Origin of the sequence: Pararhodonellum marinum (assembly GCF_015354735.1) — a bacterium.
In the GTDB taxonomy this organism is placed as follows: Bacteria; Bacteroidota; Bacteroidia; order Cytophagales; family Cyclobacteriaceae; genus Pararhodonellum; species Pararhodonellum marinum.
On the sequence record NZ_JACEFJ010000016.1, the window covers coordinates 1 to 16,175 of the forward strand.

General features: G+C 39.3%; 12 protein-coding genes. 4 read left to right on the forward strand and 8 right to left on the reverse strand.

What is annotated here, in order from left to right; genetic code table 11:
• The first annotated feature begins 421 nt into the window (after positions 1-421).
• The 4 genes from H1A14_RS20410 to H1A14_RS20425 all read left to right on the forward strand — a co-directional run bounded on the left by H1A14_RS20410 (position 422) and on the right by H1A14_RS20425 (position 7,175).
• Entirely contained in the window at positions 422-1,033 is a 612-nt protein-coding gene (locus H1A14_RS20410; protein ID WP_194778158.1) for an acetyltransferase, read from the forward strand.
• A 182-nt stretch (positions 1,034-1,215) separates the two neighbouring features.
• Entirely contained in the window at positions 1,216-3,120 is a 1,905-nt protein-coding gene (locus H1A14_RS20415) for a polysaccharide biosynthesis protein (RefSeq protein ID WP_194778159.1), read from the forward strand.
• 1,138 nt (positions 3,121-4,258) lie between these two features.
• Entirely contained in the window at positions 4,259-4,984 is a 726-nt protein-coding gene (locus tag H1A14_RS20420) for a DUF6089 family protein (protein WP_194778160.1), read from the forward strand.
• A 1,465-nt stretch (positions 4,985-6,449) separates the two neighbouring features.
• Positions 6,450-7,175 carry a hypothetical protein gene (locus tag H1A14_RS20425; protein WP_194778161.1) on the forward strand — a complete coding sequence of 242 codons (726 nt, stop codon included), beginning with the start codon at positions 6,450-6,452 and terminating at the stop codon, positions 7,173-7,175.
• 181 nt (positions 7,176-7,356) lie between these two features.
• On the opposite strand, the gene H1A14_RS20430 is transcribed toward H1A14_RS20425, so the two are convergent.
• The 8 genes from H1A14_RS20430 to H1A14_RS20465 all read right to left on the reverse strand — a co-directional run bounded on the left by H1A14_RS20430 (position 7,357) and on the right by H1A14_RS20465 (position 16,163).
• Positions 7,357-8,364 carry a nucleotidyltransferase family protein gene (locus tag H1A14_RS20430; protein ID WP_194778162.1) on the reverse strand — a complete coding sequence of 336 codons (1,008 nt, stop codon included), beginning with the start codon at positions 8,362-8,364 and terminating at the stop codon, positions 7,357-7,359.
• Positions 8,365-9,130: 766 nt separating this feature from the next.
• A complete protein-coding gene (locus H1A14_RS20435) occupies positions 9,131-9,718 on the reverse strand; it encodes a hypothetical protein (protein WP_194778163.1) in 588 nt (195 codons plus the stop codon).
• A gap of 41 nt (positions 9,719-9,759) precedes the next feature.
• Positions 9,760-11,409 (reverse strand): asparagine synthase-related protein, encoded by a 1,650-nt coding sequence (locus H1A14_RS20440; RefSeq protein WP_194778164.1) that lies wholly within the window; start codon positions 11,407-11,409, stop codon positions 9,760-9,762.
• A gap of 439 nt (positions 11,410-11,848) precedes the next feature.
• Positions 11,849-12,262, reverse strand: a complete 414-nt coding sequence (locus tag H1A14_RS20445; RefSeq protein ID WP_194778165.1) for a lasso peptide biosynthesis B2 protein — start codon at positions 12,260-12,262, stop codon at positions 11,849-11,851.
• Positions 12,246-12,974, reverse strand: a complete 729-nt coding sequence (locus H1A14_RS20450) for a class I SAM-dependent methyltransferase (protein ID WP_194778166.1) — start codon at positions 12,972-12,974, stop codon at positions 12,246-12,248. Before H1A14_RS20450 ends, H1A14_RS20445 begins: the two co-directional genes overlap by 17 nt.
• 366 nt (positions 12,975-13,340) lie before the next feature.
• Entirely contained in the window at positions 13,341-14,243 is a 903-nt protein-coding gene (locus tag H1A14_RS20455) for a glycosyltransferase family 2 protein (RefSeq protein WP_194778167.1), read from the reverse strand.
• Positions 14,244-14,246: 3 nt separating this feature from the next.
• Complete coding sequence (locus tag H1A14_RS20460; protein ID WP_194778168.1) at positions 14,247-14,948, reverse strand: class I SAM-dependent methyltransferase; 702 nt, start codon at positions 14,946-14,948, stop codon at positions 14,247-14,249.
• A 228-nt stretch (positions 14,949-15,176) separates the two neighbouring features.
• Positions 15,177-16,163 (reverse strand): hypothetical protein, encoded by a 987-nt coding sequence (locus H1A14_RS20465; protein WP_194778169.1) that lies wholly within the window; start codon positions 16,161-16,163, stop codon positions 15,177-15,179.
• Between the last annotated feature and the right edge of the window lie 12 nt (positions 16,164-16,175).

Below are 16,175 nucleotides of genomic sequence, written 5' to 3' on the forward strand. Positions count from 1 at the left end.
CTCCAAAATCCGTAAATCGTAAATCGTAATTCAAAATTCTACATCCCCCTTTCCCTCAGTCATAAATGATGATTTGCGATTTAAGAATTACGAATTAATCAATCGGATTTGATATGATCGAAACTTGCTGAAAACCCGCACTTTATTTCAGATTTGGGGAATCTAAACTGGAAAAAGAATTTATTTGGATAATTTTTGTACCTAAAAACCAATTATTTTACGCCCCATTTGCATCAGCATATTTGTATTTCAAAAAGGCAAATTTGATTTTTATCAAAATATAAATTCTTTTCTACTATTATATATTTATAAAACCATATTTTGTTCCAAAAAAAGGCCTAAAAAAAATTGTTCATTCGTTTTTGAAACTAATCAAAAACCTTTACTTTCCCGTATAGTTCGGATTTTTCAACTACCAATTATGTATATTTACGGAGCTTCCGGTCATGCTAGAGTGATGATAGATTTGATTGAAGACAACGAAATCATTCACGGCATTTTTGACGACAATCCAGATATTTCCACCATCCTAGATTATCCTGTTTTGGGACCTTTTTGCTATGACAGGATTCTTGATGCCCCTTTGTTCATTGCCATTGGAGACAATGTGGTTCGCTACAGAATCGCAAATCGACTCAGCAAGGAAACTTGGTATGGAAAAGTGGTGCACCGCAGTGCCATCATTTCCAAAAGAGCAGTGATTGATAAGGGTACCGTGGTGATGGAAGGAGTGATCATCAAAGTCAACTGTGAAATCGGCAAACAAGCCATCATCAATACAGGCGCATCCATAGACCATGATTGTATCATAGGAGATTTTGTGCACATCGCTCCCCAAACCACCCTTTGTGGTGGCATTACCATAGGTGAAGGTTCCCTTATTGGCGCCAATTCCATCATTCTACCGGGTGTAACCATCGGTAGTTGGTGCAAAATCGCAGCAGGCAGTACCGTTCACAAAGATGTTCCGGACGGAAATGTTTGGATAGGTAGAGACCTCAAGTCTGCAAACCTGATGGTAAATTCCAGATAATTTTCAAATCCCTTCAAAAAGTCCCAAAAAGGCTGATTATGAAAGTATTGACGCAGGATGAACAAATTATTAAACTTGATAATTTGAAGTAATAATGTCATTTATTCATTATATTTGTCCCTAAAGTAGGAACCATTGAAAACTAAGTTTATTTAACCAACCTCAATTTGAACATTTTTACCATGAACTTTTTGAAAAATCTAAATATCCTTCCGAGATGGATTATCATCGTCTTGGATGGGATAATCCTATTGAGTTGTGCCATCTTTGCCAACTTCATCCGCGTCAATTTAGAACTCTCCAAATTCAGTCAGGAAAACGTACTGCTTTCCTCCCTGGTATTTATGCTGGGTGGATTGCTCGTCATGATTTTTACCAAGAGTTACATTGGTATCGTCAGGCATACGGGCATCCGGGACGGACAAAATATCGTCCTGACCATTTCGATTAATTTCATTCTCCTTGCCATGGTCAACCTGATTGCGGTGCATGTGTTCGGGGAAAAATTCCTGATGCCCACTTCGGTGTTGATCATTGCGTCGCTGCTGTCCCTGATCGGATTGGTTTTTTACCGGCTTTTGGTCAAACAGTTATTCCAAACCATCAAAAAGGACCCGAGGAAAGAGGCCAAAGTCATCATTTTCGGAGCAGGGGAAGCTGGATTGCTGACCAGTTCCGTGATCGAAAAAGACCGACAGATCAAATACAAAGTAGTGGCCTTTTTGGACGACGATCCGAAAAAAAGCGGAAAATTTATCCAAGGCGTAAAAATACTTTATGGCACTGAGGCCCTGGAAAACCTGGTGTTGGAGAAAAAGGTGACTGACCTTATCATTTCTGCCCAAGACCTCTCGGTCAAAAGAAGAAGAGAAATCATCGATGAGTGTCTTCGCTTAAAGATCAATCCAAGGATTGTCCCCCCTGTACATCAGTGGGTCAATGGTGACCTGAACAGCAAACAGATCCGGGATGTCAAGATTGAGGATTTGCTGAGTAGAGAGCCTATCTGTCTCAACAATCCTTTGATCAAAGAAGAATTGGAAGGCAAGGTGGTCTTGGTGACCGGTGCAGCCGGATCCATAGGCAGTGAGCTTTGCAGACAGATCGTTCATTACAACCCATCCAAACTGCTGCTTTTGGATCAAGCTGAATCAGCACTTTATGACATCGAACAGGAAATTCATGCACTGGAATTAAATACCCCGATAGAGGTTTTGCTTGCAGATGTAAGAAATGAAAAGCGGATCGGCGAAATTTTCAAGGCCTTCGGTCCCCAGGTGATTTTCCATGCGGCCGCATACAAACATGTGCCCATGATGGAAAAGTATCCGGAAGAAGCCGTAAAATGCAACATCATCGGAACCAAAATCGTGGCCGACATGGCCGTTTTCCATAAGGCTGAAAAGTTTGTTTTGGTAAGCACAGACAAGGCCGTCAATCCCACCAATGTGATGGGTGCGACCAAAAGAGCCGCTGAAATGTACGTGCAATCCCTCAACCAATACCTTGAGCTGACCCATAAATCCGGATACCCCAAATTCATCACCACCCGTTTCGGCAATGTGTTGGGATCCAATGGCTCTGTCATTCCCCTGTTCAAAAAACAAATCAAAAAAGGAGGTCCCATCACGGTGACCCATCCCGACATCACGCGCTATTTCATGACGATCCCTGAGGCCTGCGAACTGGTTCTCGAAGCGGCGGTCATGGGACATGGGGGTGAAATCTATGTGTTTGACATGGGTGAACCGGTTAAAATTGTGGATTTGGCCAAGAAAATGATCCAATTGAGCGGTAAAATGCTGGACAGAGACATCAAGATAGTATTTACAGGTCTTCGGGACGGTGAAAAACTCTATGAGGAGCTCCTCAATGACGAAGAGCAGGTGAAAGTAACCCACCACCCCAAAATCAAGATTGCGAAACTCAGTTGTGGATCATATGAAAGGGTAGATACCCAGATATTGATCTTCCACGATATTTTAAGGAGAAATTCCGAAACTGACCTGGTCCGCCACATCAAGACGCTGGTACCGGAATACATCAGTAATTCCTCCAGGTTTGAGGTGTTGGATAGGATGAATTAGGTTTGTTCTTTCTCCCTTTGCCAAGCAGGCAGGTACTTTCATGGTGCCTGCCTGTTTTTTTATTTACGAATGTCGAATTTGGATTTACGAATGCCGAATTTGGAATTACGGATTTTGAGTTAAAAATTACGAAGCTTTCAGCTTTGAGCTTGTCATCAAAAATTGATTCTCTGTATGTATAATCTAATACCTTTAACAATTTTTACCTCTTAGCTCTGTTTTCCGATTCTCTGTTTTCTGATATCCTGTTTCCCTAACCCATTAGCTTCCAAATTCAAGCCCACAATTTTTACCATTTACATCCCACCTACAACCTATAACCTCTTACCATTTTAACATCCGTCATCCGACATCCGTCAAGTTTTTCCCAACTTCCTACTACCAGCTTCCAACTTCTAACCCACAATTTTTACCTTTTACTGACGGCCGGGCAGGTATCTCTTTGTACATACGGATAATTCTCGCTCCGAAAGGAAGAAGACTCCCTCCTTTGGCGGGCAGGCTTCACTCCGCTCAGAGTGACGGTAATTGGGGCGTCATGTAGCATTAGGACAGATCGTCCCATTGCATCATGCTGAGCCTGCCGAAGCCCGCCTGTTCTTTCGGGCAGGCCCGCCTGAAGGCCGGGCAGGTATCTTTTCGTATATACAGAGGATTTTCGCTCCGAAATGACGAAGACCTTTCGGCAGGCTCAAGGTGACGGTAATTGGGGCGTCATGCAGCAGTTTATGACAGTTCGTCCCAATACGTCATGCTGAGCCTGCCGAAGCCCGCCTGACGGCTGGGCAGGCCCGCCTGAAGGCTGGGCAGGCATCTCTCCGAAATTTCTAAGACTCCCTCCTTTGGCGGGCAGGCTTCGCTGCGCTCAGAGTGACGCAAAAAATGGTTTTTCCTTTGGTATTCCGTTTTTCTGTTCTTCTGTTTATCTATTTTCTATTCTCCCCACTTTCAGCTTTCAGGTTTGAGCTTTGAGCTTTAAACTCACTAATTCCCAAATCGGAACTCCCAAATCGAAACAAGCAATTCGGAAATTCCAACATAAAACACATTAATCAGTTTATATAATGCAAATTTAATTTTACCATGAGGCATTTCTTGTTATATTTGATTTGTTAGCAATACCTGTAAAACCCCGAGTATGAAGTCATTATACCCAATCGCCCTCTTACTGTACCTTCTTCCGTCTATAGCATGTTTTGGTCAGGACCTATATAGGGAAGCTTTGCCCAGAAAGCATACCGTATCATTTTACTTGGGTTCAGGCTTTATGTACGCAGACAATGGAGGCAGTCCAAGGACTTTTGACTTGAGGTTTCAACCCATGATGGCCTTTTCTTATGGCAAACAACTTACGCCAATGGTAAAGTTGACGGCTACCTTGGGTTTTCAGGGGGTAAGAAGCAATGAGGGTGTATTTTCAGAATCCATCTATCGGCAATGGGCAGAAGAGGGACAGGCCTATAAATTTACGGGCAATGCCACCATGTTTGACATCGTACCGGTCGCCTACCTATATCCGTTTGAAAACCACATGTTTCGAAAGCGGATCAACCTTTATGGAGGATTTGGTCTTGGCGTCATGAGCGTAAGCCGTACCCAATATGTATTCAATGAAACTGGCGACATCAGCCAAAACGCCTCCAATACTGCCCCTTACATTCCTGTAAGGATAGGCTTGGTCGTGCCATTCAACGGAATTTTTGACCTCGGCATACAAGGATCACTGATGTATACCTTTTCGGATGAACTGGATGGCAATGTGGGTTACAACAACCGCAATGACCACCTGGCACAGATACAGCTTACAGCCACCCATTACATTTCTACCACCCCATTTTGGAAAAAGTGGTTTATTCGACTTTAGGAACATGGCTTATGAAATTCTGTAATTTATAAAAACCTCAATTACTTCCTCCCCTTCTGATCCTCCGATTTTCAGTTCTTCGTATATCCTGTTTTCCTTTCTTTTAGCTTTCACCTTTGAGCTTCCAGCCATTTAATTTTATCTGAAATCCTATCCATTTCACCCACCTCTTACCTTTCACTTGCTACCTTTCACCCAATTATCACTGCTTTCACCTTTGAGCTTCGAGCTTTCCATCTGTTACTCTGTTTTTCAGTTCTTCTGATATCCTGTTTTCTTTCTTTCAGCTTTCACCTTTGAGCTTCCAGCTATTTAATTTATCTGAAATCCTATCCAATTCACCCACCACCTCTTACCATTTTCACATCCGTCATCCAGCATCCGACATCCGTCATTTCCCTACTTCCAGCTTCCAACTTCAAACCCACAATTCTTACCACTTACATCCCACATACAACCTCTTACCATTTTCACATCCGTCATCCAGCATCCGACATCCGTCAAGTTTTCCCAACTTCCAGCTTCCAACTTCAAACCCACAATTCTTACCACTTACATCCCACCTACAACTTCCTACCATTTTCACATCCGTCATCCAGCATCCGACATCCGTCAAGTTTTCCCTACTTCCAGCTTCCAACTTCAAACCCACAACTCTTACCACTTACATCCCACCTACAACTTCCTACCATTTTCACATCCGTCATCCAGCATCCGACATCCGTCAAGTTTTCCCTACTTCCAGCTTCCAACTTCAAAACCACAATTCTTACCACTTACATCCCACATACAACCTCATACCATTTTCACATCCGACATCCGTCAAGTTTTCCCAACTTCCAACTTCCAACTTCAAACCCACAATTCTTACCACTTACATCCCACCTACCACCCCTTACTATTTTCACATCCGTCATCCAGCATCCGACATCCAGCAAGTTTCCCTACTTCCAGCTTCCAACTTCAAACCCACAATTCTTACCACTTACATCCCACCTACTACTTCCTACCATTTTCACATCCGTCATCCAACATCCGACATCCAGCAAGTTTTCCAGCTTCCAACTTCAAACCCACAATTCTTACCACTTACATCCCACCTACCACCCCTTACCTTTCACTTCTTACCATTTTATCATCCGAACATCCGACATCCGTCAAGTCCTCTCCACTTTCAGCTTTTATAGGGTCCGAAATTTATTAAACACCCCAATTCCCTGAGCATCAAACACCTATTTATCAAAAAAAACAATTTTTTTTTCAAAAAGACCCTGTCCATCCCTTTTCAGTAAAAATCCCTCCAAATAAGCAGAAATACGGGTTTTTTGAGTAATTTGATATGCGTTAAAGACTTTTTTATAATTACGAAATGCATTTTTTATAAAACAAAATACACTTTTTATTTTGTATTATACATTTTATTGCTAAATTTGGATCATTAATCATCCACTTTTACGCTATACTTATGAATAAGCATTATTTAATTACCCTGGTGATTTTGGTTTTTTTGACTTCGATCACCCACGCGCAAAATTTCTACAAAGAAGGATTGATCCGAAAACATACCATTTCCCTACACATGGGACCATCCATGATATTTGCCGATAATTCCGGCGATCTATCCAATTTCGCTTCCAAAGTGCAGCCGGCAATGGCCATCGCCTACGGCAAACGGATCACGCCCACCGTAAGATTGAACGCCACTTTGGGCGCTCAGCGGGTGAGAAGCAATGAGGGCAATTTCTCTCAGGAAGTTCACCGAAACTGGGGTGAAGAAGGGCAGGCCTATAGTTTCAGGGGCAACGCCTATACCTTTGACATTGTGCCTACTGCTTACCTATTTCCTTACGAATGTCAGATGTTCCGCAAAAAATTCAATCTTTTTGCGGGCCTAGGTTTGGGGGTAGTGCATGTAGATAGAAAGCAATCCGTTTTTAGGGATGCCGGAGATTTGATGGAAGAAGTCAGCACTACGGCGGCTTATGTACCTGTTCGGATTGGATTTACCTTACCGATCAATGGCACCTTTGACGTGGGCATGCAAGGGACTTTGATGTATGGCCTTTCTGACAACTTAGACGGAAACATCGGCCACAACAGAGGAAATGACCACATGGCTCAGGTCCAATTGACCGTAACCCATTACATATCTACTTATCCATTTTGGAGAAAGTGGTTCTTTAATCTTTAAAATTTAGGTTGTGAGTTGAGTATGAGAATAAACTTTTTATGATTTTTTGTCGGATAATATGATCATTTTTTAATCTATTTTTTTTCTGTGATTTGAGTGACCCTAAAGGTCAAAAAGAAAAACCCTTGTCTGAATGTGGACAGGGTTTTTTTGTTCTATGGAGGGCAAAAGTAGGCATTGATCATTTTCCCCATATCCTGTCCCAGGCCCTTTGGGCGAGGGCTGAAACAGGATGTAGGGGCAAGCTGGAATGGTTGACTTCCTTATCCCGAAAGGTGGAAAATTTGAGGAGACTCAGTTTATAGGACATATTTGGAAAAAGTCTCCATTTGTATTGCAGATGTTTTCTGAAACTGTGAATGTCATGGTAAGGCAGTTCATGTTCACTTAGTAACCTTTCCTGGCAAAAGACAAATGTGGAATGATCCAGATACTTCTGGAAACCCAAATTGGTTCTATTCTGAAGCTGATCCTCCAACAAAGCCGCTGCCAAGGCCACAATTTTTTCTGCCTTAAAATCTCTGACCAACTTTTTAAATTTTCCCACATCAATCAATCCCAACCTCAGAAAGACCTGAATATCCACGAGCCACTTCAGCCTAAACCAGGCATGCAATCCACCGTGAATGATCAGATACAATAATTCGAATTCAGGAGAAAGCACTTTAAATTGAATACCGGATAGGGTAAGCTCCTCTGTGTTTGAAAGTATATGCTCCCTCATGGCCGAAGGGGCTACCACTTTCCAATGAAAAAGTTTCCAATGAAGCTCAATAGAAAGGCCTGTTTCTTCATTCACCAGGTTGATTTGGTTTAGATAGCCAAGCACCTTGTTCTGTTGGCTGATGGACTTTGGCCAATGGAAGTTCAGGGGCTTCAACCCTGCCTGTTCCAGCAATTCAATGGCCTGTGTAACATCCTCCGGGTTAAGCAGGAAATCGAAATCCTTGTAATACCGGTAAGTAGGATCTTTGTATAGCCTTTGGGACAGTAGGGGGCCTTTCAAAACAACAAACCAAATGTTGGCTTTTATTAAATCCTGAGCTACCTGAAAAAAAAACCGGAGTTTTTCCAGTTGTGTCACTTTCTCTGCCATTTCATCCCCCTGATGTGCCACCCCCAACAAATCATCAATCTGTCTGTGGCTGAGTCGGTGGCGGTGATACAGTTTTTCACGGGTCCAGGTCATTCTACAAAGCTAATTAAAAACTGGTATTTGGTTCAATCTAAGTAGAATGTGATTTGCTTAGATGATATATGGCCTTTGGACGAAAAAAGCCCTTTCCGGTTAAATTCGGCATTTGGCCGAAATATGCCTTACGGCGAAATATGGGCTGACGCTCGATAGGATCAGAAAATGGATGTAAACGAAAAGGTTTGAGATTTTTCTATTTTTCTGAGGATATATGGGCTGTCGGCCGATATACAGCCTTTGGCTGATATATGGGCTGTCGCCCGATATAGGATTTCGATACAGAGATCGGTTTCGATTTAAATATTAAGTAGGGTATTCCAAATATGTTTTTTCATTCATTATTCATTATTCAAAATTCGACATTCATCATTCCAAACCCGTAAATCGTAACTCGTAAATCAAAATTCGACATTCATCATTCCAAACTCATAATTCGTAAATCGTAACTCGTAATTAAAAATTCAAAACTCTGAAAAGTCCGAGCTTTACAGGCTGGATAAAAAACAAATTTGACTTACCCCAGGCATTGCTTGGGGCTTTGCTGTAACAGGCCTTCAGCCTGTTTTTTACTGCTTTCAGCTTTGAGCTTCACACTTTGAGCTATTCTAACTGTTCTTTAGAAATCCCGTCATTCTGTTTTTTCAATTTCAGCTTCCGGCTTTGGGCTTTTCTTGCATTCAGTTTTGAATCAGGAATCCCAAATAAATTTGGACATAAAAAAAGGGGTTAAACAACCCCTTTCTCATAATTTTATAGCAAATTAATAATCTATCTCAACTGTATTTTCTTCCGTAATTCCAAAATATTTAACCACTGCATCGTAATCAGAAAAATCCATTCTTCCGGGAACATTGATGAAATTATCAGTGGGAATGACCAAAACCCTATAAACTAAATCATCCCATAATACTGGCTCATTATCTATGTCAAACCCTGTAGGATCCCCTATAGTTTCCAAGAAAAAAGTTACTCTTCTGCGGGAAGTTTCTGTTGTATAATTTATACTCGTCTCGGGCGTCGCAAAAGTAGAAATAGGAATAGGTCGCCAAACAGGACCAGAACTACTCTCATACCATTGCATGTACACCAGCGTCATTTCATCATTTCTTAACCTTCTTCCAAACTGTGGAATGGCATCAAATTCATAAGGCTTTGAATAAATTATCGCAAAAGGATTATCATCCTGTTTTTCCAAAGTCACATTATTGAATTGCAATATGGTAATACCATCATTTTCTTGAAGTACACTAAAGAGCACATCACTTTCCATGTCATCTTTCTCGGACATGCACCCAACCGAAAAAAGAACCAAAATAAATAGTAAAGAATAATAAAAGTTCGGTTTCATAATAATCAAATTAATTGTTTACGACACAATTTTAGATAAAATTAATCAAAGAAAAAAGAAGAATTCTCTTTATTTTTTTTCAAAATTGTTAGAATATGATAATCTGTATTTCCTATATTCATATTTGAATTTAGATTAAAATTGATTTCTCTTTTCAATTTTTCAAAATCTATAAAATCAAGAAAATCGCAATTTTCAATATCCTTGAGTTCATTAATTAAAACTTCGTTTACCTTACTCTCCAATTCAATTAGTCCTGTTAACATGCCACTGTCTCTTTTGGAAAAAAACTGAAGTTGCTCAGGTTTAAAAAAATGGTTCAACATGTCCCTAACAAAACCTCTTCCCTTACAATCCTTTGAAACCAGAATGGCACTCGGAACCGCAAACATGTATTCAACTATTCTTTTGTCTAAAAGAGGATACCTATACTCCAATCCGTGAAGTTGACCATTGATATACCAATCTTCCAGCCTTTCTGCAATATGGCCATTGTAGAGGTAAAACCGGTGCAAATCATTCCTCGTTTTCCACTTGTAAAGCTTATTTTTGGGTACAGCCCGATTGATTTTGGCTTTTTTGAAAAACTCATAATATTTGTCATGAATTAATTTTCTTGGAACACGAAACCCAGTGGAAGCCACTATAACATGATAATAAATCATCCAAATAAATCTGGGGAAATTTGAAATTGGATAACATTGCAACAATGATTTCCAGTTTCCGGAAAAAAATAAATCCGTAAAAACTGCTTTATTGTCTATGCTGATAAATTCATCCCCTCCCCAGCCACTTAAAATTACTTCTACTCCATTTTGATCAGCCTTTTGCCTAACTCCCTCCTCTAAAATGGTATTGGACATATTCCATGGGTTTTTCAAAAATTCAACGTAGTCATGGGGAGATAGCTCATTTCCCATAAGGTCAATATTTAAGATTCTAGCAGATTCTTTCATCCAATCAGCCTCAAACTGCCCCGAATCTAAAAGTGATTGATCAATCCATGCAAAAGCTTTTGGTTTTGTACGTGGATAAAGCTTTTTTGTGATCGTAGCAATCAAGGCTGAATCTATGCCGCCACTGTAATGTACTCCAAATTCCGCGATGTGTTGAGACCTCACTTTGACTGCATTTTCCACTAAAGATCGAATTTCGAAAAAGTGTTGATCATAAGATTTGCCTTCAACCAAACTGATGGATTCAGGTTCCCAATACTTGATCAACCGGGATTTTTTGAAATCGTATTCCAAAAAATGACCCGGTAAGATACGGAAGACTTTTTTGGAGGGAAGTAAATGGTAATCTTTGGTGTAATGCTGATACTGCTGGACCAAATATTTCTTGAGCAAATTTTGGTTTATTCCAAGGATCTTGGATATGGAAACCCCGTCGTTTCCGAAAAGAAAACCCTCTGATAAAATCGCACAGCTTAAAGGTTTTGTTCCCAAATGGTCTCGAATCAGGAATAATCGATGTTTTTTTTTATCATAAATAAAAATAGCAAACTCCCCCAATAAATTACTTGCGAAATCAGTCCCTTCCCTTTTAAACAGTTCGAAAATCAATTGAGCCTCTGATTCTAATTTATCCTCCAAAAAAGGCAATAATTCAGGTCGGTTATAAAGGTTACCCTGAAAAAAAACAAAGACACTTTCATGCGTACCTTGATAAAAAGATACATTTTCCTTCAATTTAATTTTATCCTTTTGTTTTGAAAGGGGTGATTGAAGTAATGCAATATGGCCACCTGAAAAACTTACATCTTGTATATCAAATCCACGGTCGAGGTATTTATTTTTTAATTTTAAAAATATTCCTGAATTAGATGGAATTTCTTCAGAAACAAATCCAATAAACATCAATCAAACTATATTTAGGAAAAAAATCTTGATCCAGGTGCACCCTCGTTGGAATTTATATTTTTAGCAGGAGGGGGCCCTTCCATGGGATCCATAGGTACAAAGCCTTTAGTTTCCTTTTTTATGTCCAAAATTGTCACTTTTGGTTTATCCCAATGTTTCATGTCAAATAGAATTAATTTTTTACAAAGATATACATTTAATTAATATAAAAATTATAGTACTCCATTTTTAGATAAATTTTAAGCTAAGTTTATATCATAATAAAACATCAATAAACAAATAAAATTATAAAATCTCCTTCTTTTTTTACAATTTCTCCCTCATTTACTTCAAGCCAGGCATGTGCCAAAAATTCTCCTTTCTTATCTTTTCCAGCTCCGATATACAACTTTGAAGGGATTTTTTTTCCATTCAAAATCCACCTTACTGCCAACGAGGAAACTATACAAGAATTGGACCAAAAGGCAAACTTATTGGCACGGTAAATAGATTTTGATAGCTTTATCAGATACCCTTTATCCAAAGGATCAGTACTTCCTTCAATCTTTTTTGTTCTCTTCACCAAGAATTTTAAGGAAAACAGAATAAGCATTAACTTTGTTAAAAATAAGTACACTAAAGTTTTTAAAAACAACGCTATTTCTCCATTTTCCCATTTCCATATCTTATTGAACTGCTTCATTTTTCCTTGAAGGTTTGTAGGCAACTGCATGTCCATATTCTTCTTCACTATATTTCACTACTTTCAAACCGGAAAGTTGCAATTCCAATTCTATTTCCTCCTGCTTATAAAAATGGCAAAATTCCGGCATCAATGCATCACCCAACTCTACCTTGTTATTCCCACTTAGCCTAGAAAAAAAATTTCCAATTTTATGGATCCGATTTAAATTTAAGTAACGATGACTCCATGGCCAAAAGGAAATCATCAGAAATCCTTCAGGATTCAGCAATTCGTAAGCCTGCTTCAGGTGGGTAATTCGAAGATCCCTTCCTTTTATATGGGTATAAGCCCCCCATCCAATGATGATTCCATCAAATGTAAGGGTAGTATTTGGAAAAGCATCTCTTTTTACGTCTCCAATTGTAAGGGGCATCCCCTCCCTTAGAAAAAAATCATTGCCAAATTGCCTCAGCTCTTCATTATATTCGTAAGGATGAACCTCATAGCCTAACTTGAAAAGATTATAGGCTTCTCTTCCCCCTCCCACGGCTATTATCAAAATCCTGCTCCCTTTGGAAAAATATTCTTGAATGGCTTCCCGTTCCCAATTAAACAGAGGGGCCTTGTTGTGTTTATCCGATCGGTAGTGCTTTCTTTTGGTATAAATTTTTACATCGATTTCATGCAAGTCCTTAAGATCTAAAATTCCAAGGAAAAAACCAATGACCAAAGTTTGAAAAAAATAGATTGGCTTGTTTAGATAATGTATGGCCTTATATATGTATTTGAAAACCGAATTAAAAAATATAAATAAAGTAACCATAAGGAGATTAAATTTCAGAAAACCCGATTATACGGTTGATATTAAATTTTTTACAAATTTAGTGAAATTTAAAGGTAAGATACAATGAAGGTTCAAATTACCTGACTATTCAGTTTGTTTAAAAAAATATGCACCCTGCTTAGGTCTATAAATTTTATTAAAATCTGATATTAAGGCAATAATTTTACGTCTTATAATACCTGATAATAAGTAGATAAGGTAAGAAAAGGAGTTACCGTAAAATGAAATATCAAATTACCTGATCATTGGACCCTATTTATTTTTCATCAAATGTAAAAACAACTTGAACCTGTATTTAATGGGAATAGGTAACCCATTCAATTTTGATCTGTAAAAACTCCTTTCTGAAAAGTCATATTCTATCATTTCCTTCTTGAACTTTTCAATTAGTTTAACTATTCTGTGGTAATAAATATTGCATTTTGGGAAATGATCAATATGTTTTAAAATGGCATCGAAAAACAATCTGAATGCATTTGATTTCTCAAAATTATCTAAACTGGACCAGTTTCCATTTTTATGGATGCGATAGGTTGCCCATACTTCGTCCACATAATGCATTTTACCTTTTTCATTCAATAAAAAATATATTCCTAAATCGAGAAATGGTAAAGAAAAAATCCAATCTGGCAATTTCGACCCCAGAATATTTCTATGAACAATGGAAGGGGCATAAAATGGATTTTGATTCCCAATCAATAGATCTGTAGAAACTTCTCCCTGAAGTCCGAGTTCATTGATGTGGTCCAAAAAAGTTTTTTTTATGAGGTCCAATCTTTTTACGCTATGGCTGCTTAAAACAAAATCCGGATTCTGATCCAAAAAATCTACCTGGGTTTGAAGTTTTTGAGGATCTGTCCAATAGTCATCTCCATCCAACCAAGCCAGGTATTCACCCTGACACAGGGCATAGGTAGCTTCAAACATTTTGGCCATGCCAAGGTTTTTTTCGGGTAAAAACAATCGGATTTTTTCCGGGTAATTTTGCTTGTACCGAAGGACGATGGCCCTGGTCTGATCGGTGGAGCAGTCTTCACCGATGACGATTTCAAAATCAAAATCAGTTTGCTGCATCAACACACTGTCCAAGGCCTGGGCAATAAATGCTTCATGGTTGTAGGTGGTGATCCAAACACTGAGTTTAATTCTTTCCAACGGTTATTTTGATTTAGTGCCAAAATACATCCCACGTCCAAAAAGGCCTTTTTGATCATAATGCGCTTCAATACCCGCCTTTTGAAATGCATCTCTATATTCCTGATCCGACCAAAGGCCCATTTGGTGAATTTCCTGAAAATTCTCTATTCCGTCCTTTGTGCCCACCTGATAATGGATGTCGAATAAGGAGGTGTCTCCTTCCCTTTCCTGAACATACATCCATGCTATTTTAAGGTCAGGTTGGTCTGCATAATTGGCTACCAGATGCTTTTCCCAATATTGATCAGGATACAGCCATGGCTCAATCAACAAAAAACCGCCGGATACCAGATGGTTCACCATATTTTGAATGGCTTTGCTTAGGTTTTCTTTGGTTTGCACATATCCAATCGAACTGAAAAGGCAGACCACTGCATCATATTGCTGATCCAACTGAAATTGGCACATATCCCCATGGTAAAAAGTCAGATCAGGACAGCGCTTCCGGGCCACTTCCAATAAACCTAGATCCAAATCCAGCCCTTCGGCCTGCAAATGACGGGAAAGAAAGCTCAAATGCTTCCCTGTCCCACAACCCACATCCAATAAAGTTTTTGCCTCCGGCCGGTATTGCTTGATCAACGTAACCAATTTCTCGCTGGCCTCTTCATAATCTTTGAAGTGGTATAAGGCATCATAAAAAGTAGCAGTTTTTTTAAACATGGTAAATTGATTTGCTGGGAATACTTTTGCGTTTGTTACAGATTTTCATTTTTTACCCCTTTGTTTGGTTTCCAAAGGTTTAGCACATAGGCACATAGGACACATAGTTTTTTGATTCATTCATGTAAGGAGACCAAGCCTTCCTAAGCAGAAAACCACTATGTCAACTATGTTTCTATGTGATTAATCAAAGCAGGGAAAACCAATACCAAAAACTAAGATCCGAAACTAAGCATTTAACCAATAAGGGGGAAAGAATCCATTTTTTTTATCTGGATCCAAGCCTTTTTCCAAACATAAACTTCTGTAAATACCTTCATTATAAACTTGCTTTAACGAACATAGGGGGTGCTTTGTCGCTCCAAAGCGTCTTTTGAAGTCCGCCAGAGCGTCCCCTTCCCTGATCCCTCCACCCAAATTAAGGTAAGGAATATTTTGGGATTTTAGCTTTTTGATCGCTTCCCAGATGAGTGGGACACCCATGTCCTTTCCTTTAGACAATGAGACATTGGTTAAATATTCTCCGCAAAAAGGGGTAATGGCAAAGAGGGAAGCTGCTATTATTTTATCGGCTTCCATTATGCCAAATGTGAATACGTTCTCCACTCCCATCAGAAGATCCATGGTTTTCGCTGACCAGAAATTGACTTTACCAGCCTTTTTCTCTTTCATAAACGGATGAAGATGATCAAGGAAAAAAGGCAAAGTCAACTTTTTATCTTGTGTAATGGTAATTTCCAATTTATCGAATTTTTTTATTTGCCTTTTTCTGTTTTCAGAAAATCCTTGGTAAATGTCTTGGATGGATGGCTTTAAATCCAGTAGAAATAAGGTATTGTAACAATGTATTTCTTTAGGGTTCATTTCAATTGGATTTGAAAACAAAGGATTTAACCCAATAAAACCACAAATATACCCCCTCTCCTTAACAAAACTGCTCCAAACCTTTTCAAGATCCAATGTGTGAAGATCCCCGGCAAATCCGGAAAATCCATAAGGGGTCAAAATATCTGTATATCCCCTGTACACCCGTTCAGTAATGGGACAGATTATTTTTTGATTTCCCTTTTGGGCCACAAATAAAAAAGTAGGATAGCCCGTAGTCAAATGCATGGCCTGACAGTTTTCCCAGGTATGCCCAAAAGCATGCGGAATTCCCTCAAGGGCACTTTTCCACTCCGCAGGTTCAGACAAAGGGATTAATTTTCGGGTCATCGTCATGGAAAA

Excerpts from the sequence above, each read along its gene's own strand:
- H1A14_RS20410 (WP_194778158.1), top strand. The coding sequence starts at position 422 with ATGTATATTTACGGAGCTTCCGGTCATGCTAGAGTGATGATAGATTTG.
- H1A14_RS20415 (WP_194778159.1), top strand. The coding sequence starts at position 1,216 with ATGAACTTTTTGAAAAATCTAAATATCCTTCCGAGATGGATTATCATC.
- H1A14_RS20420 (WP_194778160.1), top strand. The coding sequence starts at position 4,259 with ATGAAGTCATTATACCCAATCGCCCTCTTACTGTACCTTCTTCCGTCT.
- H1A14_RS20425 (WP_194778161.1), top strand. The coding sequence starts at position 6,450 with ATGAATAAGCATTATTTAATTACCCTGGTGATTTTGGTTTTTTTGACT.
- H1A14_RS20430 (WP_194778162.1), bottom strand. The coding sequence starts at position 8,364 with ATGACCTGGACCCGTGAAAAACTGTATCACCGCCACCGACTCAGCCAC.
- H1A14_RS20435 (WP_194778163.1), bottom strand. The coding sequence starts at position 9,718 with ATGAAACCGAACTTTTATTATTCTTTACTATTTATTTTGGTTCTTTTT.
- H1A14_RS20445 (WP_194778165.1), bottom strand. The coding sequence starts at position 12,262 with ATGAAGCAGTTCAATAAGATATGGAAATGGGAAAATGGAGAAATAGCG.
- H1A14_RS20460 (WP_194778168.1), bottom strand. The coding sequence starts at position 14,948 with ATGTTTAAAAAAACTGCTACTTTTTATGATGCCTTATACCACTTCAAA.
- H1A14_RS20465 (WP_194778169.1), bottom strand. The coding sequence starts at position 16,163 with ATGACCCGAAAATTAATCCCTTTGTCTGAACCTGCGGAGTGGAAAAGT.